Here is a 21,210-nt window from a genome sequence, read left to right on the forward strand (position 1 = left end):
GCACTACCGGACAACGGAAAACCAGAAAGGCCGCCCGAGGGCGGCCTTTCTGTGTGGCAACGTCGCGAGGACGTCAGTGCATCATGTGCACGTTCATGTTGTGCATGACCCACAGGGTGCCGATCACGATGATGCCGATCACCACGACGGTGAAGGCCGCAGCGTTGACGTTCCAGCGACTTTCCGAAGAACGATCCAGGTGCAGGAAGAACACCAGGTGGACCAGCATCTGCAGCACCGCGGTGACTGCGATCACCACACCGTTGACGGTGCGCGAGAAATCGCCCGACATCACCATCCAGAACGGGATGACGGTCAGCACCACCGCCAGCACGAAGCCGATCAGGTACGACTTCACGCTGCCGTGGCTTTCGCCGCCGGTGCCGTGGTCGTGTGCATGGTTGTCATGTGCCATTACAGCGCTCCATTGAGGTAGACGACGGAGAACACGCCGATCCAGATCAGGTCCAGGAAGTGCCAGAACAGGCTCAGGCACGCCATGCGGGTCTTGTTGGTCGGGGTCAGGCCGTACTTCTTCAGCTGCACGAACATCACCAGCAGCCACAGCAGGCCGGCGCTGACGTGCAGGCCGTGGGTACCGACCAGGGCGAAGAATGCCGACAGGAAGGCACTGCGGTCCGGACCGTAGCCCTGATGGATCAGGTGCTGGAACTCCCACACTTCCATGCACATGAAGCCGAAGCCCAGCAGCCAGGTGATGCCCAGCCACAGGTACATCTGGCCCATCTGCTTGCGGTGCATGGCAATCATGCCCAGGCCGAAGGTCAGCGACGAGGTCAGCAGCAGCGCGGTTTCCCACGCCACGAACGGCAGCTCGAACAGGTCCTTCGCGGTGGGACCACCATCGGTACCGCCCGCCAGCACCACGTAGGTGGCGAACAGCGAGGCGAAGATGAGGCAGTCGCTCATCAGGTACACCCAGAAACCGAAGACGGTGTTGCCGCCGGTATCGTGGTGCTCGTGGTCGTCATGGCCATGGGCCGCCGCGTGCGCGGCGTGCCCGTGGCTCAGGGTCGAGGTATTGGTGCTCATGCCTTCAGCTCCGACTTCACCAGGCCCTGGGCTTCCAGGTGCTTGCGGTGTTCGTTCTCGATGCGTTCCACCTCGGCGGCCGGGACCCAGTAGTCCACGTCCTGGTCGAAGGTGCGGTAGATGAACGTGGCGATCATGCCGACGAAGCCGACGATGGCCAGCCACCAGATGTGCCAGATCATCGCGAAGCCGAACACCAGGCTGAAGGCACCGATGACAACGCCCGTGCCGGTGTTGCGCGGCATGTGGATGTCGGTGTACTTGGCCGGCTTCGGCCAGGCTTCACCCCGCTGCTTGCGTTCCCAGAAATCGTCCAGCTCGGTGACTTCCGGCAGCGTGCCGAAGTTGTAGAAGGCCGGCGGCGAAGAGGTTTCCCACTCCAGCGTACGGGCATCCCACGGATCGCCGGTCAGGTCGACGGTCTTCTTGCGATCGCGGATCGACACGGCCACCTGGATGATCTGGCACAGGATGCCGGCGCCGACGATGAACGCGCCGCAGGCGGCAACCAGCAGCAACGGCTCGTAGGCCGGGTTCACCGTGCTCTGCAGGCGACGGGTCATGCCCATGAAGCCCAGCACGTACATCGGCATGAAGGTCACGTAGAAGCCGATGAACCAGCACCAGAACGCGCACTTGCCCCAGAACTCATTGAGGCGGAAGCCGAACATCTTCGGCCACCAGTAGGTGATGCCGGCGAACATGCCGAACACCACGCCGCCGATGATGACGTTGTGGAAGTGGGCGATCAGGAACAGGCTGTTGTGCAGCACGAAGTCGATGGCCGGGATCGCCAGCATCACGCCGGTCATGCCGCCGATGACGAAGGTGACCATGAAGCCGATGGTCCACAGCACCGGGGTGGTGAAGTGCACGCGACCGCGGAACATGGTGAACAGCCAGTTGAAGATCTTCACGCCGGTCGGGATCGAGATGATCATCGTCGTGATGCCGAAGAAGGCATTGACGTTGGCACCCGAACCCATGGTGAAGAAGTGGTGCAGCCACACGATGAACGACAGCACGCCGATGCAGGCGGTGGCGTAGACCATGCCCTTGTAGCCGAACAGCGCCTTGCGCGAGAAGGTCGCGATGACTTCGGAGAACACACCGAACGCCGGCAGGACCAGGATGTACACCTCCGGGTGACCCCAGATCCAGATCAGGTTGATGTACAGCATGGCGTTGCCGCCACCGTCATTGGTGAAGAAGTGCGTACCCAGGTAACGGTCCAGGGTCAGCAGCACCAGGGTGATGGTCAGCACCGGGAACGCGGCCACGATCAGCACGTTGGTCACCAGGGCGGTCCAGGTGAACACCGGCATCTGCATCAGCTTCATGCTCGGGGTGCGCATCTTGAGGATGGTGATGAAGAAGTTGATACCACTGAGCGTGGTACCCAAACCCGCCACCTGTAGACCCCAGATGTAATAGTCCATGCCGACGCTTGGACTGTATTCGATGCCCGACAACGGCGGGAACGCCAGCCAGCCGGTGGCAGCGAACTCACCGATCCACAGCGACAGCATGATCAGCACCGCACCGGACACGAACAGCCAGAAGCTGAGCGAGTTGACGAACGGGAACGCGACGTCGCGCGCACCGATCTGCAGCGGCACGGCCAGGTTCATCAGGCCGGTGATCAGCGGCATCGCCACGAAGAAGATCATGATCACGCCGTGGGCGGTGAAGATCTGGTCGTAGTGGTGCGGCGGCAGGTAACCCTCGGAACCACCGACGGCGATGGCCTGCTGGGTACGCATCATGATGGCGTCGGAGAAACCGCGCAGCAGCATGACAAAGGCGACGATGAGGTACATCACGCCGATCTTCTTGTGATCCACCGAAGTGAACCACTCCTTCCACAGATAGCCCCACAGCTTGAACTTGGTGATCAGGGCGACGACGCCCAGGCCACCAAGAACCGCGCCGACCAGGGTGGTCAGCACGATCGGATCGTGGGGGATCGACTCAAGAGAGAGTTTTCCCAACATGTTCATTCTCCCGAACCCGCGTGGCCGGCATGGCCTGCGTGTTCGTGTTCGGTGGCATCCAGGTTTTCACCCGATTCCTTGGAATCATGCGCGTCACTCGGGGCATGGCCCTCGTGCGCTTCATGGGTGGCGGCATCGGCAGCGGCGGCACCGGCATGCGAGTGCTTCATGCCGTAATGCTTGTTGTCGCCCATGTGCTTGGCGATGACCCAGTCGAACAGGCCTTCTTCGGTCTTGCCGAAGTAAGTGACCGGATACCACTCGGCGTTGCGCGCTTCACCCAGCGCCTTGAACGAGGCCTTGTCCAGGGTCTGCTCGCCGGCGCGGACCTGGTCCAGCCACTGGCGGTACTCGGCATCGGTGACCGAGTAGGCGGTGAAGTGCATCTTGGCGAAGCCCGCGCCGCTGTAGTGCGAGGACATGCCCGGGAATTCACCGGTCTCGTTGGCGATCAGGTGGAGCTTGGTCTCCATCGCAGCCATCGAGTAGATCATGCTGCCCAGGTGCGGGATGAAGAAGGCATTCATCACCGAATCGGACGTGATCTTGAAGTTCAGCGGCGTGTTGACCGGGAACTTGATTTCGTTGACGACCGCCACCTTCTCTTCCGGATAGATGAACAGCCATTTCCAGTCCAGCGAGATCGCCTCGATGGTGACCGGCTTGACGTCCGAATCCAGCGGACGATACGGGTCCAGTGCGTGCGACGAACGCCAGGTCAGGACCGCCAGCACCAGCACGATCATGCAGGGAATGGACCACACCACCACCTCGATCGCCGTCGAGTGGGACCACTTCGGCTCGTAACGGGCCTTGGTGTTGGAGGCGCGATACTTCCACGCGAACGTCAGGGTCATGATGATGACCGGGATGACGACCAGCAGCATGAGCACGGTGGCCGTGATCAGCAGGGTCTTCTCATCCTGGCCGATCTGGCCCTTCGGACTGAGGATGGCCACGGCATCGCAGCCGGTGAGCATCACCAGCAACGACAGCAGCAGGCCCGGGCGCAACCAGCGCCCAAGGGTTTTCAACGGAATCATCGGTCGATCCAATTGCGAGGGAATGCCGTTCCCCGTCCCTGCCTGTTCCGGCCAAAGCCGGTCCCACCGGTCCGGAAGACAGGCAGGGAGGTGGGGTCGAGTCAGCCTTTCAATTTTAGGCCGTCACCCACCATTTAAGAAAGGCATTGACATTGATCGAGCGCAGGAAAGGCCCGATTCTGGCTGCGACACGTTGTCGCACCGCGCAGGCGCGGCGGGCAGGACGCCCGCGGCCGGCATCCTGGCATCAGGTGCTGGCCGGCAGTCCGCCCTCGTTCGGCAAAGTCACCTGAATCTGTTCAGGCGTGCTGGCGGGAGCCTGGCGTGGGATGCTCGGCGCAGGAGGAAGGCCCGTGGACAAGATCGACTTCAAAAAGCGTGACCGGGCGCTCTATCAACCGCCCGCCGGCAGGTTCGTACGCGTGGATGTACCGCCCATTCCCTACGTGATGGTCGATGGTCGCGGCGACCCGAACACGGCCCCCGCCTACCTGCAGGCCGTGCAGTGGCTGTATTCGGTGAGCTATGCACTGAAGTTCGCGCTGAAGGCCGAAGGGCGCGACTACGTGGTACCACCGCTGGAAGCGCTTTGGAGTGCCGAGGACCCGGCCAGCTTCGTCGCACGGCGCAAGGATGAGTGGGCCTGGACCGTAATGATCCGCACACCCGAGGGCATCGGCCCTGCGCAGTGGCAAGCGGCGATCGGAAAGGCGCGCGCGAAGCTGGGAGATGCGCCGCCCAGCCTCCGCCATGAAGTCCTTGCCGAGGGCCCCAGCCTGCAGACCTTGCACGTGGGCGCCTACGACGACGAAGGCCCCATCCTGGCGCAGCTGCATGACGAAGTGATGCCCGCACTGGGATACACCTTTGCCGGCCCCCATCATGAGATCTACCTGAGCGACCCGCGCAGGACCGACGCAGCGCGGTTGAAAACCGTGCTGCGGCAGCCGGTGCGGCCGATCGGGCCTGATGAGGACTTGCACACGTGACACAGGGAATGCCATGCGCCTGATCAGCCGACTGCTGCACTGGACCACCCTGCCCGCCGGGCGCCGCCTGATGGCCGTGCTGGGTGCTGCACTGGTGATCGTGCTGGCCTGCAATCCGGATCTGCTGCCGTTGTTGCCGGTGGTGGATGCGCTGGGGCTGGACGTGCTGATGCTGTTGCTGGGTGCGCAGGTGGTGGCGGTACTGCCTTGGGTGCGGGAGCGGGCCGCGCGCGGGATCAGAGTGCTTGCACGCCTGATGATCGGCGCATCGGCGGGAGCAGCAGGTGGTTATCTCCGGCAGCTGGCATGGTGGCTGGCGCGGGATGCAGGGATGACGAGGCATTGATGAAGGCTTGCAGCCTTCAGTGAGGTGGCCATCCAAGGATCACCGGCGGGCGCAAACGAAAAGCCCCAACCAAGGCCGGGGCTTTTCATTACAACTGGTGCCGGAAACAGGAGTCGAACCTGCGACCTACGCATTACGAATGCGCCGCTCTACCAACTGAGCTATTCCGGCCTAGCTGGACATTGTAGGACTACAAGCAACATGCGGTCAATGGCTGCGCATCTACCCTCTTCATGGGCCAACAAGCCGCTACCAGCTACTGATAGTGGCTTTCACGGATGACCTTGGAACATCGCTGGTCGAGATCAACATGAAATGACTTCAGTCCACCTTCTGGCAGCAGAACCCTGTCATGGACGTGCTGGACCGAGAAGCCAATATCTGCGGTGCCGGAAGACTCCTCCGCAATCCGATACATCTCCCGTTTCCATCCCCTCGTCTCTTGAACGTAAGTCTCGATTGTTGTCACGCATCGTTCTAGCCCTTCCCACCCCTTCTCGCCTCGGGACTCCTCCGCTGCACAGCCGCCCGCCATCAGCAATGGAAACAGCAGCCCAACTTTCAAGGTGACTAAGCGTTTCATCTGCGCCCCTCAATGATAGGTATGAAAACGCACACCCCTCATGACTTCCAATCATCTCAGCGATGTCTCCACCCGGTTCGCACACACCCGCCCCTCGGCGAAATCCCGCAGGTTCCCCAGCGTGATTGCCGAGATCTCCTGCAGCGCCTCTACGGTGAAGAAGCCCTGGTGGCCGGTCACCAGCACGTTGGGGAAGGTCATCAGGCGCTGGAAGGCCTCGTCGTCGATGATCTCGCCGGAGAGGTCCTGGAAGAACAGCGCGCTTTCCTGCTCGTAGACGTCGATGGCCAGATGACCCAGCCGCCGCGACTTCAGCGCGCGGATCACCGCATGGGTATCGACCAGCGCGCCGCGCGAGGTGTTGACCAGCATCGCGCCGGTCTTCATCCGCGCCAGCGAGGCGTCGTTGATCAGGTGCCGGGTATCGGGCGTCAGCGGGCAATGCAGCGACACGATGTCGGCGCGCGCCAGCAGTTCATCCAGCCCAACCATGTCGCCCACGCCGGCGAAGGCCGGCGATGGATACGGGTCATGCCCCAGCACGGTGCAGCCCATGCCGTGGAAGATGCGCGCGGTGGCCAGGCCGATCTTGCCGGTGCCGACGATGCCGACCGTGCGCCCATGCAGAGTGCGGCCGAGCAGGCCATCGAGCATGAAGTTGCCCTCGCGCACGCGATTGTAGGCGCGATGGGTCTGCCGGTTGAGCGTCATCACCAGCGCCAACGCGTGCTCGGCCACGGCTTCGGGGGAATAGGCCGGCACCCGTGCGACGAACAGCTCCAGCGCTTTCGCGGTGGCCAGGTCCACATTGTTGAAGCCGGCGCAGCGCAGCAGGATGGCGCGTACGCCCAGCGCATGCAACGCGTGCAGAACCGGCGCGTCGAGACGGTCATTGACGAACACGCAGACGGCGGCGCAGTCCTGCGCCAGTGCGGCGGTATGCACGTCCAGCGCGGCATCGAAGTACACGAACGCAAAGCCCTGCCCGGCCGCATCGCGCTGGTTGGCCTCGTCGAGGAAGCGACGATCGTAGGGGCGGGCACTGAAAACGGCGATCTGCATGGACAGGCCTGGCTGGAATTCCCTGCCGACCATACCGCAGCACCTGCCCTGATGGGATGGTCCCGGCGATACGGATATCGCCGGGACCGAGTGCCCCTTAGAACCGGTAGCCCAGGCCCAGCATCACGCCGTTCTGGATCTGCCCGTCGCGGCGCTCACCCACGTAGTCGGCCATGATCGACAGGCGCTCGCTGGCGCGACTGGTCACGCCGACGTTCCAGGCCAGCACCTGCTCGCCCACGGCTTGGCTGCTGGCACCAAACACCAGGTCCGGGGCCGCAGCAAAGCCGGTGCTGTAGCGCGCCTGCGAATCGCCCAGCTCCTTCTGCCAGACCACGCGGGCACGCGGGGTGATGCGCTCACCGTTGTTGCCTTCGAAGGTCTTGAACAGCTGCAGGCCGGCACCCACCCGAATGCTCTCCAGGCTGCCGCTGCGGCCCACCAGCGCACCGGCGCCCTGCCCTTCATTGAAACGGGTGGCCGAGGTCCGTGCGTAGTCCACCACCGGCAGCAGCGGCTGGATCACCAGACCCTTTCCAGTGGTGAAGGAGAACGCATGCTCCACCCGTGCCGAGATGGCATCGTTGCTGTACTTCGCGCGCAGAGGCTGCTGCAGCCCATCAATGCCGCCGACACTGCGGCGGGTGTCATGCCGCAGGTCGGTGTAGCGCACGGCCGCCGACAGGTAGCCCCGCGAATAGGTCGCATCCAGGTAGCCGCCCACATCCAGCGCGCGTACATCGCCACTGAAGCCGGAGCCGTCGCTGGCCTTGGTCGACATGTCGGCGGCGGCCACGCTCACGCCGAGGGTCACGCGGTCATCGGCCACGCGGGTATCGGCACCGATCACGATGCCGCCGACAGTGTGGCTCAGGCCGGCCACACCACCGTCGGCGTCGATGCGGCCATGGCTGGCGAAACCGCGCGCCCACAGGCCATGGCTGCGCCCCGCCACGCGGCTGTCGCCAGCAGCCTCGCCGGCCGGTTCAACCAGATGCATGGCCAGCTGGTTGAACAGGCTGCCATGGCGCATGCCCGGCTGCGCCGAGACCGACTGCGCCGCCTGCGAAGCCAGACCATCGGCATCGCCACCACTGCGCATCGCCGCCTGGTGCTGCTGAACCACGTTGCCGATGCTGCCCAGCAGTGCATTGTCGGCCAGGCGCAGGCTGGCATGTGCGTCACCGCGCAGGGCGCCAGCCTGCTGTGCGATCACATCGCGATCGGTGAACTGCAGCGCACCGAGCAGCGACTTCAGGCCGCTGTCCTGGCGATCCGATGCGGCCGCCAGCGCGCGCCCCAACCCATCGCCGGAGGTGCCGTTGGCAAACAGGCCCAGCTGATCGAAGCCCGGGTTGGCGGTCAGCCACAGGCCGTCGGCGGTCTGGTTGACGTTGAAGCTGAGCAGCGAATTGTGGCGCGGGCGGAACACTTCACCGGCCGTGATGCTGGCGCTGTAGCCGGCATCGCCCAGCCGCACGGCATCCTGGAAGCCCCCCTGGTAGATCGGTCCTTCCACCAGGTCGCGACGGTAGGTGCCGGCATAGAAGCCCTGGGCCACGTTCAGCGCCAGATGTGCGCCCTGCGCGATCACCAGCGCGCCCTCCTCGGAGCCGCCATCGTAGAAGCTGCCGACGCGCAGGCGGCCACTGCCGGTACCACCGGTTTCGGTAACATCGAACAGCACCTGCCCGCCGGGCATGATGTTGACGTAGCCGTGGGTCACCAGATCGCCACCACGCGGCATCAGCGTGCCGAACACGCGCAGGCGGTTGAAGCCATCTTCGCGGTAGGACGGGCCGGTGCCATCCAGCAGCGCATCGCTGTCGGTGCCGACCGATGCGATATCACCGTGGCCAACCACGATGCTGCCCGGCATCACGCGCAGCTCGGGGGTGCGCAGCGCACCACCCTCCAGTGCGATGGTGCCGTTGTCCACCAGAATGAAATCGGCGCCAGTGGTTGCGGCGGTGCGCCAGGTAGCGCCATTGCTGACACGGATCACGCCCGCCGAACTGGCCAGGGTTGAGGCATCCAGATCGGCCAGCCGCAGCTGGCCGCGCAGTTCATTCTGGACGTCGGGATCGGCGAGCAGCTGCTGCAACGACTGCGCGCCGATACCGTTCGCCCCCCGCGTGGAGACGTTGTACAGGCTCACCGCATCGTTGATGTAGGTGCTGGCCCAGTCAGTGTTCCAGCGCGCGAAATCGTCGTCGACGAAGACCTGCAGCTGGCGCGCGGTGCGCAGGTAGCCCGGGTTGATGTCGCCGCTGACGTTGCTGGTGACACGGAGGGTGTCGCCCGGATCGCGATAGCCTGCCGTGTTGATGATGTTGTTGCCGCGGATGTCCTGGCCCGGGAACGACTCCAGCTTGCTGCCGCTGCCATCCGGATCGAAGGTGACCGACGTACCCGTGGTGCGCGCCGGGTCGCGGAATACCAGCAGGCCATTGGGTTGAACCACTTCATACATCGCCTTGTGCAACAGGCCCGCATCCATCCCGCCGCCGTAGTTGCCTGTGTAGATCTGGGTCATGCGCGCTGACGGCGCATAGGTGATCTTGCCGCCACTGCTGGCGGCGTGGATCTGCACCGAGTCGACCAGTGGCAGATCGCCGCCGAGGTAACGGTTGACGCCACCGGACTGCATGATCGAGCAGGACGAGATGCAGTGGCCGGACACGATGGTGTCCAGGCCCTGGGTGCGGATCACCGCCTGCAGCCACTCGCCGGCGATCAGCGCGCCACCATTGGATGTGCGCAGCACGACTTCGCGGATCGGACGGCCTTCAGCCTGTGCCTTGGCCAGCAGCGCGGGCAGCGCCACCACGTCAGCAACGGTGACGCCGCCGCTGAGGAAGACGCGATCGTCCCGCACGTGATAATTCATTGCCATGACGTCATCAACCGCCGCCATGGCGGTGACGCCCATCAGCCCGGCCAGGGCCAGGCTCAACTTCGAATGTTTCATGCGTTCTCTCTCCACCCGCAACACACGGGTCAGGAGTTCAACGTCCGGGCGGCGCAAACTCCCCCAGCGCACCAGCCCCCGAAACATGAATGCATTCACAATGAAATCAGGGGCCATGCACACTCTTCCCCATCCGGTCATCGTCGCGTAAAACTCGAAGACGCACCCGCCACCGACGCCCGAGGCCAGCCCTGTCCACCCCCTCTCCTCTGATCCATCGCGCGCCGGACCTGTCCGTGCCGACGGACGCGTTCATTGCGTTCGTACGGGAAGAACGCGCGCCGTTGTGCGCTTTCCTGCGCACGCGCGGCGTTGGGCCGGAGGATGCCGAGGACATCGCGCAGGACTGCATGGAGCGGCTGATCCGCTATCGCGCGCACAGTGCCGACGAGCTGCGGTTGCTGCTGTATCGTATCGCCCGCAACCGCCTGGCAGACCGTGGCCGCTCGTCGCAGTCGCGGCCACACCTGTCCCTTGCCGAACACGATGGCGGCGACGAGCCCTCCAGCACGTCGCCCGATCCATTGCGCCAGGCCGAGTCCGGGCAGATGCTGTCCCTGCTGCGGCAGGCCCTGTTCAAGCTGCCCGAGCGCGCGCGCGAGGTGTACCTGCTCAACCGGATCACCGGCATGAGCTATACGCAGATCGCGCGGCACTGTGGAATCACCGCCAAGACCGTGGAAAAACATATCGCCCGCGCCCTGCAGGGCCTGCGCCAGGAACTCGGATCGGATCCGCTGCACAACGACAGGGACAACGGATGAGTCACGCCAGCCCCAGGGAAGACACCCTGCTGTTTGAACGCGCCAGCGCCTGGGTGGCGCGGCTGGAGGCTCCGGACTGCACGCCGGGCGAGCGAGAGAGGTTCGAGGACTGGCTGGCCGAGGACCCGGCCCATGTCAGCGCCTGGATCCAGGCCGAGACCCTGTTCCAGCGGGGCGAAGAACTGGCCGCCGACCCTTGGCTGCGCACCGCCGCAGCACGTGCGGCACGGCCGGCACAGCGTCGCTGGCTGCCGGCAGTGGCCGCCGCCGCAGGCGTCTGCCTGGCCATCGGGATCGGCTGGATGGTCGCCATCGACGGCAACCCCACGCCGCTGCGCTATGCCAACGATTCCCACCAGCCCCGGCAGCAGACGCTGGCCGACGGCAGCGTGGCCACGCTGGATGCGGGCACCACGCTGCATGCCCGATTCGGTTGGCGCCATCGCAACCTGGTGCTGGAACGGGGCCGCGTGCAGCTGCAGGTCGCACCGTCGAGCAAGGCGCTGCAGCTGCGCGCCGGCGACAGCACCATCCGCGACATCGGCACCACCTTCCAGGTGGAGCGCCTGAACGACGGCCTGGTCGAAGTCGCACTGCTGGAAGGTGCGGTGGAAGTCAGCAATGGGGGGACGCAGCACACCCTGGCACCCGGCCAGCAGCTGCAGGTGCTGCCATCGGGCCGCTTCCAGCCCGGCCCGGCGCTGTCGTCCAATGCCGCTGCCGAAGGCTGGCTGCAGGGACAGCTGGTGTTCGATGCCACGCCGCTGTCGATCGTGGTCGAGCGCATGAACCGCTACGGTCGCACGCCGCTGGTGATCGCCGATCCCGAGATCGCCAGCCTGGCCGTGAGTGGCACCTTCCGTGCCGGCGATGCGCAGGAACTGCTGTCGGCGCTGGAACTGGGCTGGTCGGTGGCTGGCCAGGCGCGACCGGATGGCGCGCTGGAACTGCGCCGCACGTACTGAGGAGGCCTGCAGTGAAGGCAGTACCGGGCGCGCTGCGGGAGGGGCTGCTCTGCACCCTGTTCTGCTTCGCGCTGAGCATCGCCGCGCTGCCCTCTGCCGATGCAGCCGAACAGGCCGGCACCCTGGAGGTCCATGTGGGTTCAGGCCCACTCGCACCGGCCCTGCAGCAATGGGCGCGCCAGAGTGGCATCGCCCTGCTGTTCGATGCGCGTGAACTGGATGGCCTGCGCACGGCCGGCACCCATGGCCAACGCGATGCGGCCGCAGCCCTGAAGGAACTGGTCGCCGGCATGCCAGTGACCATCCTGCGCACGCCTGCCGGTGGATTCGTCGTCCGCCGCACCCGGCCAGCACCGCCATCGCCCCCGCCGGTCGCGACGCGTGCGATGCCCGCGGTACCGTCGCCGGGCGAGGTACCCGAGACGCCACCGCAGGTGGAGCTGGCGCCGATCCATGTCACCGGCAGCCGGCTGCCGCGCACCTCCGTGCAGACCACGCTGCCGGTGACCATCATCGACCGCGATGACATCCTGCGCAGCGGTTACGGCAGCCTGTTCGACCTGCTGCGGCACTTGCCGGGCATGAACGGCCACCCGGCGATGAGCACCTCGCGCAGTGGCGATTCGCAGTACCTGCCGGTGGGTGCGGCCACCACTACCAGCCTGGACGGCATGGGCCCGCGTGCGACCTTGTTCCTGGTCAATGGCCGGCGCCTGCCACGCTATCCGATGGTGTCGCTGGAACAGGGCGGGCTGACCGACCTGGGGGGCATCCCGCTCAGCTTCGTCGAGCGCATCGAACTGGTGCGTGGCGGTGCGTCGGCCATCTATGGTGCCGACGCGATGTCCGGCGTGGTCAACATCATCCTGCGTGACCAGGCCGATGGCCCTGAAGCCATGCTGCAGACCGGCCTGAGCGGGCGCGGCGACGCCGGCCAGTATCGCCTGCAGGCGGCCACCGGCGGCGTGCGCGACGGAGGGGACCGCTGGTTCGCTGGCGTCGACCTGCACCGCATCGACCACGTGGCCGGCGATCGCCGCGAATGGCATGCGGAAACCTCGCAGTACCTGATCGGCGCGTTCCGCGATGGTCGCTACTGGCCGGCAAAGCGCTGCGAAGGGCCATTGAAACGGCGCGATGGTGCCTGCTGGTTCGACAGCGCACGCCCGCGTTCGCTGCAACCGGCCTCGGACACCGCCTCGGCCTACCTGCGCTATCGGCATGAGCGCGGCGAAGGTCGCTACGCCTACGCCGAGGCGCGGGCCAGCCACAACCGGCAACGCTTCGACCTCGGCCCGACCGCCGTAGCCATCGGGCTTTATGGGTTCACCTTCAACAGCGTGCTGCGCGAAGCCGGCAACGTGCGTCCGCATGTACGTGCCACCGATGCCGACGTCACCTTCGGCATGGGCCGCGACCAGGGCCGCCGCAGCTGGGATGCCGGCATCAGCGCACAGCGCAGCGATGTCACCCTGACGACGTCCGGCACCGTGCGCGCCCAACCACTGCTGCGCGCTGCCGAGACGCTGGATTTCCTGCCCGGCTTCACCTCGTTGCCGGCAGAGACCGCCGCACAGTTGTTCCCGTCGATCCGCAACCGCGGGCGCACCGAGCAGTGGCAGGGCTGGTGGGGCATGCAGCGCGAGTTGATGCCATTGGCCGGCGGTGCTGCACAAGTGGCCACCGGCATCGACCTGCGCCAGGAACGCTGGACGTCGCATCCCGACGCGCTGCTGAGCCAGGGCGACCTGGCGCTGGGCCTGCCACAGGAACAACGCCACCTGTCACGCCGCAGTGGCGGTGCCTACGCCGAACTCGGCCTGCCATTGGCGCGCACGCTGCGCATGGACCTGGCAGCACGCTGGGACCGCGATGGCGATTACCAGGCTTTCTCGCCCCGCGTGGGCGTACGCTGGAGCCCGACACCGCGGTGGTCATTCCTGCTTGCCACCGGGCGCGGCTACCGGGCCCCCAGCCTGTTCGAGCAACGGCGGCCGCCGGGCTATTTCGGCGCGATCGAACTACCCGCCTCCAGCGCACTGCCCAACTGCGCGCAGAGCAACGGCAACGGACGCTGCAGCGTAACCGTGGACGTGGTGGAGAACGATGCGCTGAAAGCGGAGCGGTCGCGCAGCCATTCCCTGGGTGCGACCTGGACACCGACCGATGCGTTTTCACTGTCGCTGACCCACAACATCGTCGAACTGCGCAACGAGATCCTGGCCCTGCAACCGGCCGACGCAGTGTGGAATTCAAGCACGTGGGAGTTGGACGAGGACGGCAACCTGCACAACCTGCGCCTGTCCTTCGACAACATCGGCCGCACCACGTCGCGCAACCTTGTTCTGCGCGGGGAGTACCACATCGACACCGGCAGCACCGGCCAGTGGCTGTTCTCCGTCGATGCCTTGAAACAGCAGGAACTGCGCCGCGAGCGTGGCCACGAAGCGACGGTGGACCTGCGTGGCCATGTCACGCCAGCGATGGCCGCCGTGCTCAATGTGCAGTGGCAGAACAGCAACTGGGACATCGCCCTGCGCGGCAACCAGGTAGGGCGCACGCGTGCCTGGCTGCCCGGTGCGGAATGCCCGGAGGAACAGCGCGAGCAGAACCATTGCATGAATCCGCGGCAGCTGCGCTGGAACCTGCACCTGGCAAGGCGGCTGGGGCCGCGCGTGGTCGCCGCGCTGGACGTGCACAACGTGCTCGACACGCAACCGGTGAACTACCTGGTCGGCAATGGCGGCCAGATGCCGGGGCTGGACGATCCACTTGGCCGCTACTTCCTGCTGACCCTGCAGATCCGCTGAGCGTAGTACCCTACGCGCCCTGTTCCATCGGTCCCCCACCACCCCATGAAGGCCTATCTCTGGTTCTGGGGCGCGTTCCTGCTGTTCTTCGCGTTGCCCTTCCCCTGCATCCTCTACTTCGGCACATCGTGGCCGGTGCCACTGGCCGACCGCAGCGCGCCATGGCTGGCCCTGCTGCTGCTCGCCCTGTCGCTGGCCCTGTGGCTCGCGTTGCTGCTCGCCTTCCTGCACTACCTGCTGCTGGGCCCGCCGCGCGCGCTGCATCGGGTGCGCACCATCCTGGCCGACGGTGAGCCGCGTGATGCGTTGATCGAACAGGCCGAGCAGACCGGCGTGCACGTGCGCGGCTTCGCGCAGTGGAGACTGAAGCTTGGCTTCCAGAACCTGTCCGGCACGCCGATCAACGAACAGATGCTGGTGGTGGACAGCAAACCGCAGCTGCAGCGTTTCGTGGCCGGCCAGCGCATCGAGGTTCGCCTGAGCCGGACGCCGGGTGCGTTCCCCAATGTGGTGCTGGAGGGCGCCCAGCCCGAACTTGATGTCGCCAGCCTCTGGCGCCGCGGCGCCGGCGCGGTCATCGGCATCGTCGTGGTTGCCAGCGCCTACGTGCTCGCCTATCGGCTGCAGAGCGAGGGCCTGGGCTGGACGTTCATGTCCTTCGGCCACCCACTGCTGGTGTGCCCGCTGGTGTTGTGCGGCTACGCCCTGGGCCTGCGCGTCCTGGGGCGCCTGCTGCAGGCCGATGCACGCGGAGACGCGCTGAAGTACCGCGGCATCGGCGTGGATGCGAAGGTGCTGAAGCTGCGCCAGACCGGCACCTACCTCAACGAGCAGCCGCAGGTGGAGTTCCAGCTGGAGTACACCGACCACGAAGGTGGCATACAGCAGGTGAGCGTGCGCCGCTTCATCCCGTTGATCGAGCTGGCCAACCTTCCACGCGAGCAGGTCACGCTGCTATACGACCCGGAAGATCGCGGCAGCGTGCGCCTGGAGGGTATATGAAGCAGCCACCCTCGACCCTGCTGGTGTTCTCCGTGGTACTGCTGGTGCTGGCCGGCGTCGCCGTGGCAGGCGGGGCACTGCAGACCCTCGGCGAAACGATGGGCCATGTGGTGCAGGATGACCGCGCAACCACGCCGATCACCACGCCCCCACCGCGCGAGAGGCCTGCTTCGGCCGCACCGATTCCCGAACCGCGGTCGATGCCGATGCCCGAACGCAGCAACCGCTTGTTCGATGCGGACTACCTGCTGGCCGCCCGCCAGGCACTGGAACAGATGCCAGCCCTGGCCGGGCACCGGTTGATGGTGTTCCACAGCATCCACTTCTACGATGATGGCCGCATCAATCTGGATCTGGTCGATCCGCAGCAACCTACGCACGTGGACAGCTACCACTTCGAGCACGGCCAGTGGCGCAAGGGTGACCCGGTCGATCCGCAGCGCTTCGCGCCCACCATCACCCTGCGCCGCAGCAGCACGGCGCTGGCCAACATCGATTTCGAGGCGGTGCCACGCGTGGCCCAGGCGCTGCAGGCACAGCGGAACGCGTTGATGGGCACGCCGGGTGACGTCGGCCACGTCTATGTGATCGTGCGCAAGGGCGGCAGGCTGGTGTGGCTGCCGGACGAGGTCGCCGGCGATCGCCAGTCCGCACGACTCTCGTTCGACGCACAGGGTCGTTCCGGCCACGCGAACCGACGATAGTCAACGCAAAAAGGGGACGGAGGGGATTAAGTCGCATGTGCCTTGGTGCGGTCTGCGACTTAATCCCCTCCGTCCCCTTTTTCTATTTCACCGAACGGGCGATGGCGTACTGCGCGCCGTAATAGGTGGACAGCACCAGCAGGCTGGCCAGTGGCAGGCCGCCGGCGAAGCGGTCCCAGGCCAGCAGCGAATCGCTGGCGACGAACAGCAGCGCACCGGCGGCCGACCAGCGCGCACTGCTGGCTTCCACCGCACCGGGCCGTTGCCGGTGCCACTGGCGTGCCAGTGCCAGCACCGCCATCGACGCCAGCACCACCACGTACGCCAGCACCGGAATGCGCATCGGTGCGGGCAGGTGCGGCCACAGGCCAAGTACATTGAGCACAGCGAACGCGCCGAGCAGGACGCTGACGGCGAGCAGGCCACGTCCGGCACGCAGGCCATCGCGGAACGCGACGATGTAGCAGAGGTGCGCCAGCAGGAACGCGATCAGCCCCGGTACGAACGCATCCATCGGCAGCATCAGCGCGATGTCGCCCACGCACGACAGCAACATGCCAGCCAGCACCGCACGCCGATAGAACGGCTGCGCGGGATCGTGCACGCGCCAGGCGATGGCAGCGATCAGCAGCGTGGTCACCGGCTTGGCCAGCCAGTGCAGCCAGCGCCCGTCGCCATGCAGGAACGCACCGACGATGGCGAGGATCGCCATCAACAGGATCACGCCATCGCGGGCGCGCGGTTTCATCGCGCCTTCCACAGGTCCGCCAGGCGGTCAGGCTTGCCGGCGATACGCTCCAGCACCGGATACTGCAGGCCACCGTGGTAGTCGATGTTCATCGTCTCGATGCGGTCGAACTGCTTCACCAGCAAGACGATCGGCGCCTTGTCCTTGGCCGCCGTCGTCACCGCATCCTTCAAGCGCTGGCTGCTGTACTCGCGCCCGCCAACCGCAATCACCTTCATGCCGGGTGCAAGACCGGCGTTGAACGCCGGGCTGTCCCAGATCACGTCCCCGACCACGCCGCTGTCGAGCACGGTCGCGCCCAGCGAATAGGCCAGCAGTGCGGCCTTGGCACGCTTTTCCTGCGCCTTGTAGGCGTCGTTCGGGGTATCGCGGTAGACCAGCTTCCAGCCCGCCAGTTCCAGCCCCCCGGTCAACGAACCGTGGCCGTCCAGGCGCCCGCGCAGGAACGTCGCCCAGTCGTAGGGCGCGATGCCGTTCAAGGTCGCCACCACGTCGTCGAAGGTGTAGGGGTTGACGTCCCAGTCACCGTTGCCAACCCCGAAGAAGGCGCGCGCGAAGTCATCCAGGCTGCGGCGGTTGCCGCTCAGTTCGCGCAGCTTGCCCTCCACTTCCAGCCACAGCATCTGGCCACCGGAGTAATAGTCTTCGCTCATCTGGTAGTTGCGGTACGGCAACGTCCGGCGCTGGGCGATGGTCGGGTCGTTGGTGGTGTCCTGCAACGGGCGCCAGGCCAGGCCCGGGCGGCCGCGATCATAGGTCGCGGCTACATTGGCCAGCATGTCGCGCGCCTGCGCCGTCGACCACAGCCCCGAGCGTGCCGCCAGCACCTGTCCCCAGAACTGGGTCTGGCCTTCGTAGACCCACAGCAGGCTGTCGCCCATCGGCGTGTTGAAGTTGGCGGTTGCCAGGTCAGCGCCACGCCGGTACTTGCCGTTCCAGGAATGGGTGTACTCGTGCGGTAGCAGATCGCGCATCCAGGCATTGCTGTCCCACTCGGTGAAGTAACCCGGGTCGGCACTGTTCTCGCTGGAACGGTGATGCTCCAGGCCGATGCCACCGAGACGATCGGTCAATGCCAGCAGGAATTCATAGTGGTTGTAGTGGCGGGCGCCATAGAGCTTGTCGGCCTGCTGCACCAGCGCGCGGTGCATCGTGATCTGCGCCTCGCTCGGCTTCAGCGACTTGGCATCGTCGGCAAACACGTTGAGGTGCACCGGTACCTTCGCGCCCGGATCGAGATCGATGCGCTGGTAGTGCTCGCCGGCGAACAACGGCGAATCGACCAGGTGGTCATACGTGATCGGCTTGAACACCACGGTGTCGCCGTCGCGGTGTGCGGTCTCCAGCGCAGTGGCAAACGACCAGCCCTTGGGCAGGGTCACGCTGGCCTGCGCCTGCAGGTCGCGTGCATCGACGCCGGCCGGATACAGCGAGTTGGCATTCCACTGCAGGTTGAGCATCTCCGGGGTCATCACCACCCGGCCCTGGCTGCCGCCCTGCGAGGACAGGAAGTCGAAGTGGGCGACGATCTCGCTGACGCCCTCGGGCACGTCTACCTTGAACGCATAGACGTTGTACTGGTCGCGCTGCCAGGCCAACGGCTTGCCGTTGGCGGTCACGCGCAGGCCGGCCAGTTTATCGATCGGGCCGGTGGGCGAATGGTTGCCGGGAATCCACTGCGGGTACAGCAGGGTCATCGGACCGGGTTTGGCCGGCACCGTGGCGGTCACCTTGAAGATGCGGCGAGCGAGATCGCGCGCATCCACATCGATGCGCAGCAGGCCGGGAGCCGCGGCGTCGGCAGGCGGCGAGGCCTGCGCCAGTGCAGGCGAAGCAGCCAGCGCGAACAGCAACGACATCGCCAAGGCACGGGTCTTCATCGGGCAGGTTCCAACAGCGGAGAATCTCCCGATGCTAGGCCTGTGCGATGGTCGGCCCCATGGCCAAAGGTCATGGGGCGAAAGAACTGTCTACGCAAATCCATCAGGGAACGTGCTTGCCAGACCGATCGCCGGCCTGGCAAGCCACCAGGAAGGGAAGTCTAGTTTGATGCGCCTTCTTTGTAAGCCGCCTCAATGGCCCCCTTCAATCTCGTCGGATCTTCGATCCTCACACCGGTCAAGCACCTGGAGCCGGTCGCATCAAAAAACACTGTCGATGCGGAGCCGCCCTGGAAGTGTGCATAACCAAACACCGGTCCGGGGGAATCGGCCAACGGCGCCCATACGATTTTTCCGAGGAGCAGCCTAGCCTTGGCAACATCCCGCTCGATGCATCCGCCCGACGCCTTCACGACGAACGTTACCTGGCCAGATCGCTCTTCAAGTTGGGTCAGAAGCGCGATATCGCCGAAATTGCGGGCGATGCCGGAAGCCGAAGCGGAGTTCGCGCGGAAGCGATTCCCAATACCCAATGCATCAGCGGCGGCCTGCGGCCCAGCACTTCGCGCAACCTCCAGCCTCTCGATGTAATCCAGTGCTGCCAGTTGGGAGTCTCTTGAGGCGGCACTCCACATTTGAGAAGGAGGTGTCGCCGCAACCGCTGCAAGGGGAATGACCGCAGACAAGATGAGTAGTGCTTTCAGGGGCACTCTCACGAATTCACCAAGGATAGTTGGCATCGTAGTAGTCCTCATGCTGCCTGGTATAGGTTTTCCCCGATGCGACATGGTTGTTGTCTCAGAATGCCTTGCCAATATCCACAAGCGAAGCACCACTTGACCACATGCCCCAAAGCGTAGCGGAATTCTCGGAAATCAGCGGAATCTCAACGGTTCCTTCCGAAAATCCTCGAATCTGACTACTCACGACCGCGTTGTTGACAACGGCCTTGGCCTCCCACACACAATTTCTTTCGACGTACTGCGCCTTGGTAATCGGAGCATCAATATTGGGAATACCAGCCACGTGATGACCAAGCTCATGACTGAGATAGCCTACGGTCTTGTAGAGCCCAGGCAGATCAAAGCGTCAAAATGATCACCCTGTTAAACAAGCCGTGAGCGGCGCGAGAGCACGGGTCTTCATCATCAGACAAGTTCCAGCCATGAGAGAGGCCCGCTGCAGACCAGTAGCAGGCGCAGCACCGTCACCAAAGGCCATGGTTGTAGCATCCATCCAGATATGGAGCGGAGGATGCGCATGCAGGCGCGTTGCGCAGTGCGAACCAAGGTTCGCACCCACCTTGTGCAGTTCTCACCTACCAGGGGCAGGCCCGGTCAGTCGACCAGGCGCAGACGCAGTTCCTTCGGCAGCGCGAACACCATCGATTCCGGTTCGCCTTCCAGCTCGCCCACGCCGGTTGCACCCAGCTCGGCCAGGCGCGCCAGCACGCCATCGACCAGTACCTGCGGCGCCGAGGCGCCAGCGGTCACGCCGATGTGCTGCTTGCCCACCACCCACGCCGGGTCGATCTCGTGCGCACCGTCGATCAGGTACGACTCCACACCTTCACGGCGGGCCAGTTCGCTCAGACGGTTCGAGTTGGAGCTGTTCGGCGAACCGACCACCAGCACCAGGTCGCAGCGCTTGGCCAGGTCGCGCACGGCGTCCTGGCGGTTCTGCGTGGCGTAGCAGATGTCGTCGTTCTTCGGGCCCTGCATCGCCGGGAAACGCTCGCGCAGCGCATCGATGATGCCGCGCGTATCGTCCACCGACAGCGTCGTCTGGGTGGTGTAGGCGAAGTTGTCCGGCTGGTTGATGTGCAGCGTGGCAACCTGCTCGACATCCTCGACCAGGTAGATCTGGCCGGTACCGGCTTCGCGGTTCCACTGGCCCATGGTGCCTTCCACTTCCGGGTGACCGGCATGGCCGATCAGCACCACGTCACGGCCGGCACGGCAGTGGCGGGCGACTTCGAAGTGGACCTTGGTCACCAGCGGGCAGGTCGCATCGAACACCTTCAGGCCACGGCGCTCGGCTTCCTGGCGCACGGCCTGGGACACGCCATGCGCGCTGAAGATCACCGTGTTGTTGTCCGGAACCTCGTCCAGCTCTTCGACGAAGATCGCGCCGCGCTGCTTCAGGTCGTCGACCACGAAGCGGTTGTGCACCACTTCATGGCGGACGTAGATGGGCGCGCCCAGCGTTTCGATCGCGCGCTTGACGATCTCGATCGCACGATCGACACCGGCACAGAAACCACGCGGGTTGGCGAGCAGCACATCCATCAGTTCAA

General features: G+C 65.2%; 19 protein-coding genes and 1 tRNA gene. 7 read left to right on the top strand and 13 right to left on the bottom strand.

Going from position 1 to position 21,210, the window contains the following annotated elements; translation table 11 throughout:
* Window positions 1-73 precede the first annotated feature (73 nt).
* From cyoD to cyoA, 4 genes are read right to left on the bottom strand one after another with little or no spacing between them, the layout of a single operon-like run.
* Entirely contained in the window at window positions 74-415 is a 342-nt protein-coding gene (gene cyoD / locus AC5P7X_RS07300; RefSeq protein WP_005415725.1) for a cytochrome o ubiquinol oxidase subunit IV, read from the bottom strand.
* Window positions 415-1,053: a cytochrome o ubiquinol oxidase subunit III gene (gene cyoC, locus AC5P7X_RS07305; RefSeq protein ID WP_005408583.1), complete on the bottom strand. Its 639-nt coding sequence runs from the start codon at window positions 1,051-1,053 to the stop codon at window positions 415-417. Before cyoC ends, cyoD begins: the two co-directional genes overlap by 1 nt.
* Complete coding sequence (gene cyoB / locus AC5P7X_RS07310) at window positions 1,050-3,047, bottom strand: cytochrome o ubiquinol oxidase subunit I (protein WP_032954024.1); 1,998 nt, start codon at window positions 3,045-3,047, stop codon at window positions 1,050-1,052. The genes cyoC and cyoB overlap by 4 nt, the downstream gene beginning before the upstream one ends.
* Before the next feature lie 2 nt (window positions 3,048-3,049).
* Window positions 3,050-4,090, bottom strand: coding sequence for a ubiquinol oxidase subunit II (gene cyoA / locus AC5P7X_RS07315; RefSeq protein ID WP_005415723.1), 1,041 nt, complete (start codon window positions 4,088-4,090; stop codon window positions 3,050-3,052).
* Window positions 4,091-4,443: 353 nt separating this feature from the next.
* Between cyoA and AC5P7X_RS07320 the strand changes: the two genes are divergently transcribed.
* The gene (locus AC5P7X_RS07320) at window positions 4,444-5,079 is read left to right on the top strand and encodes a GyrI-like domain-containing protein (protein ID WP_495214678.1); all 636 of its coding nucleotides are present in this window, start codon (window positions 4,444-4,446) and stop codon (window positions 5,077-5,079) included.
* 13 nt (window positions 5,080-5,092) lie between these two features.
* Window positions 5,093-5,425: a hypothetical protein gene (locus AC5P7X_RS07325; RefSeq protein ID WP_206620226.1), complete on the top strand. Its 333-nt coding sequence runs from the start codon at window positions 5,093-5,095 to the stop codon at window positions 5,423-5,425.
* 95 nt (window positions 5,426-5,520) lie between these two features.
* Here AC5P7X_RS07325 and AC5P7X_RS07330 read toward each other — a convergent pair.
* The 4 genes from AC5P7X_RS07330 to AC5P7X_RS07345 form a co-directional block, all read right to left on the bottom strand.
* Window positions 5,521-5,596 (bottom strand) — tRNA-Thr (locus tag AC5P7X_RS07330).
* 85 nt (window positions 5,597-5,681) lie between these two features.
* Window positions 5,682-6,008 (bottom strand): hypothetical protein, encoded by a 327-nt coding sequence (locus AC5P7X_RS07335; RefSeq protein ID WP_111201640.1) that lies wholly within the window; start codon window positions 6,006-6,008, stop codon window positions 5,682-5,684.
* 51 nt (window positions 6,009-6,059) lie between these two features.
* Window positions 6,060-7,070 (bottom strand): 2-hydroxyacid dehydrogenase, encoded by a 1,011-nt coding sequence (locus AC5P7X_RS07340; RefSeq protein ID WP_171958140.1) that lies wholly within the window; start codon window positions 7,068-7,070, stop codon window positions 6,060-6,062.
* Window positions 7,071-7,167: 97 nt separating this feature from the next.
* Window positions 7,168-10,041, bottom strand: coding sequence for an autotransporter domain-containing protein (locus AC5P7X_RS07345; RefSeq protein ID WP_495214679.1), 2,874 nt, complete (start codon window positions 10,039-10,041; stop codon window positions 7,168-7,170).
* A gap of 236 nt (window positions 10,042-10,277) precedes the next feature.
* On the opposite strand from AC5P7X_RS07345, the gene AC5P7X_RS07350 reads away from it, so the two are divergent.
* From AC5P7X_RS07350 to AC5P7X_RS07370, 5 genes are read left to right on the top strand one after another with little or no spacing between them, the layout of a single operon-like run.
* The gene (locus tag AC5P7X_RS07350; protein ID WP_080352916.1) at window positions 10,278-10,805 is read left to right on the top strand and encodes an RNA polymerase sigma factor; all 528 of its coding nucleotides are present in this window, start codon (window positions 10,278-10,280) and stop codon (window positions 10,803-10,805) included.
* The gene (locus AC5P7X_RS07355) at window positions 10,802-11,770 is read left to right on the top strand and encodes a FecR family protein (protein ID WP_329841522.1); all 969 of its coding nucleotides are present in this window, start codon (window positions 10,802-10,804) and stop codon (window positions 11,768-11,770) included. Before AC5P7X_RS07350 ends, AC5P7X_RS07355 begins: the two co-directional genes overlap by 4 nt.
* 11 nt (window positions 11,771-11,781) lie before the next feature.
* Window positions 11,782-14,580, top strand: a complete 2,799-nt coding sequence (locus tag AC5P7X_RS07360) for a TonB-dependent receptor plug domain-containing protein (RefSeq protein ID WP_053498522.1) — start codon at window positions 11,782-11,784, stop codon at window positions 14,578-14,580.
* Window positions 14,581-14,625: 45 nt separating this feature from the next.
* A complete protein-coding gene (locus AC5P7X_RS07365; protein ID WP_188248300.1) occupies window positions 14,626-15,582 on the top strand; it encodes a hypothetical protein in 957 nt (318 codons plus the stop codon).
* Entirely contained in the window at window positions 15,579-16,286 is a 708-nt protein-coding gene (locus tag AC5P7X_RS07370) for a hypothetical protein (RefSeq protein WP_495214680.1), read from the top strand. Before AC5P7X_RS07365 ends, AC5P7X_RS07370 begins: the two co-directional genes overlap by 4 nt.
* Before the next feature lie 82 nt (window positions 16,287-16,368).
* Here the strand turns inward: AC5P7X_RS07370 and AC5P7X_RS07375 are convergent, their stop codons facing one another.
* From AC5P7X_RS07375 to ispH, 5 genes are all read right to left on the bottom strand, one after another.
* Window positions 16,369-17,034 carry a lysoplasmalogenase gene (locus tag AC5P7X_RS07375; RefSeq protein WP_171958134.1) on the bottom strand — a complete coding sequence of 222 codons (666 nt, stop codon included), beginning with the start codon at window positions 17,032-17,034 and terminating at the stop codon, window positions 16,369-16,371.
* Entirely contained in the window at window positions 17,031-18,914 is a 1,884-nt protein-coding gene (locus AC5P7X_RS07380) for a M61 family metallopeptidase (RefSeq protein WP_495214681.1), read from the bottom strand. The genes AC5P7X_RS07375 and AC5P7X_RS07380 overlap by 4 nt, the downstream gene beginning before the upstream one ends.
* Window positions 18,915-19,075: 161 nt before the next feature.
* On the bottom strand, window positions 19,076-19,654 hold the full coding sequence (locus tag AC5P7X_RS07385; RefSeq protein ID WP_329841512.1) for a hypothetical protein: 579 nt from the start codon (window positions 19,652-19,654) through the stop codon (window positions 19,076-19,078).
* 58 nt (window positions 19,655-19,712) lie between these two features.
* The gene (locus AC5P7X_RS07390; protein WP_329841511.1) at window positions 19,713-19,940 is read right to left on the bottom strand and encodes a hypothetical protein; all 228 of its coding nucleotides are present in this window, start codon (window positions 19,938-19,940) and stop codon (window positions 19,713-19,715) included.
* Window positions 19,941-20,251: 311 nt separating this feature from the next.
* Entirely contained in the window at window positions 20,252-21,202 is a 951-nt protein-coding gene (gene ispH, locus AC5P7X_RS07395; RefSeq protein ID WP_005415710.1) for a 4-hydroxy-3-methylbut-2-enyl diphosphate reductase, read from the bottom strand.
* Window positions 21,203-21,210: the final 8 nt, after the last annotated feature.

Source organism: Stenotrophomonas sp. YJH_SMC_53 (assembly GCF_059369995.1).

Bases quoted from the DNA above. Each gene is read 5' to 3' on its own strand.
- cyoD (WP_005415725.1), bottom strand. From the start codon at position 415: ATGGCACATGACAACCATGCACACGACCACGGCACCGGCGGCGAAAGC.
- cyoC (WP_005408583.1), bottom strand. From the start codon at position 1,053: ATGAGCACCAATACCTCGACCCTGAGCCACGGGCACGCCGCGCACGCG.
- cyoB (WP_032954024.1), bottom strand. From the start codon at position 3,047: ATGTTGGGAAAACTCTCTCTTGAGTCGATCCCCCACGATCCGATCGTG.
- cyoA (WP_005415723.1), bottom strand. From the start codon at position 4,090: ATGATTCCGTTGAAAACCCTTGGGCGCTGGTTGCGCCCGGGCCTGCTG.
- AC5P7X_RS07325 (WP_206620226.1), top strand. From the start codon at position 5,093: ATGCGCCTGATCAGCCGACTGCTGCACTGGACCACCCTGCCCGCCGGG.
- AC5P7X_RS07335 (WP_111201640.1), bottom strand. From the start codon at position 6,008: ATGAAACGCTTAGTCACCTTGAAAGTTGGGCTGCTGTTTCCATTGCTG.
- AC5P7X_RS07340 (WP_171958140.1), bottom strand. From the start codon at position 7,070: ATGCAGATCGCCGTTTTCAGTGCCCGCCCCTACGATCGTCGCTTCCTC.
- AC5P7X_RS07345 (WP_495214679.1), bottom strand. From the start codon at position 10,041: ATGAAACATTCGAAGTTGAGCCTGGCCCTGGCCGGGCTGATGGGCGTC.
- AC5P7X_RS07355 (WP_329841522.1), top strand. From the start codon at position 10,802: ATGAGTCACGCCAGCCCCAGGGAAGACACCCTGCTGTTTGAACGCGCC.
- AC5P7X_RS07365 (WP_188248300.1), top strand. From the start codon at position 14,626: ATGAAGGCCTATCTCTGGTTCTGGGGCGCGTTCCTGCTGTTCTTCGCG.
- AC5P7X_RS07370 (WP_495214680.1), top strand. From the start codon at position 15,579: ATGAAGCAGCCACCCTCGACCCTGCTGGTGTTCTCCGTGGTACTGCTG.
- AC5P7X_RS07375 (WP_171958134.1), bottom strand. From the start codon at position 17,034: ATGAAACCGCGCGCCCGCGATGGCGTGATCCTGTTGATGGCGATCCTC.
- AC5P7X_RS07380 (WP_495214681.1), bottom strand. From the start codon at position 18,914: ATGAAGACCCGTGCCTTGGCGATGTCGTTGCTGTTCGCGCTGGCTGCT.
- AC5P7X_RS07385 (WP_329841512.1), bottom strand. From the start codon at position 19,654: ATGCCAACTATCCTTGGTGAATTCGTGAGAGTGCCCCTGAAAGCACTA.
- ispH (WP_005415710.1), bottom strand. From the start codon at position 21,202: ATGGATGTGCTGCTCGCCAACCCGCGTGGTTTCTGTGCCGGTGTCGAT.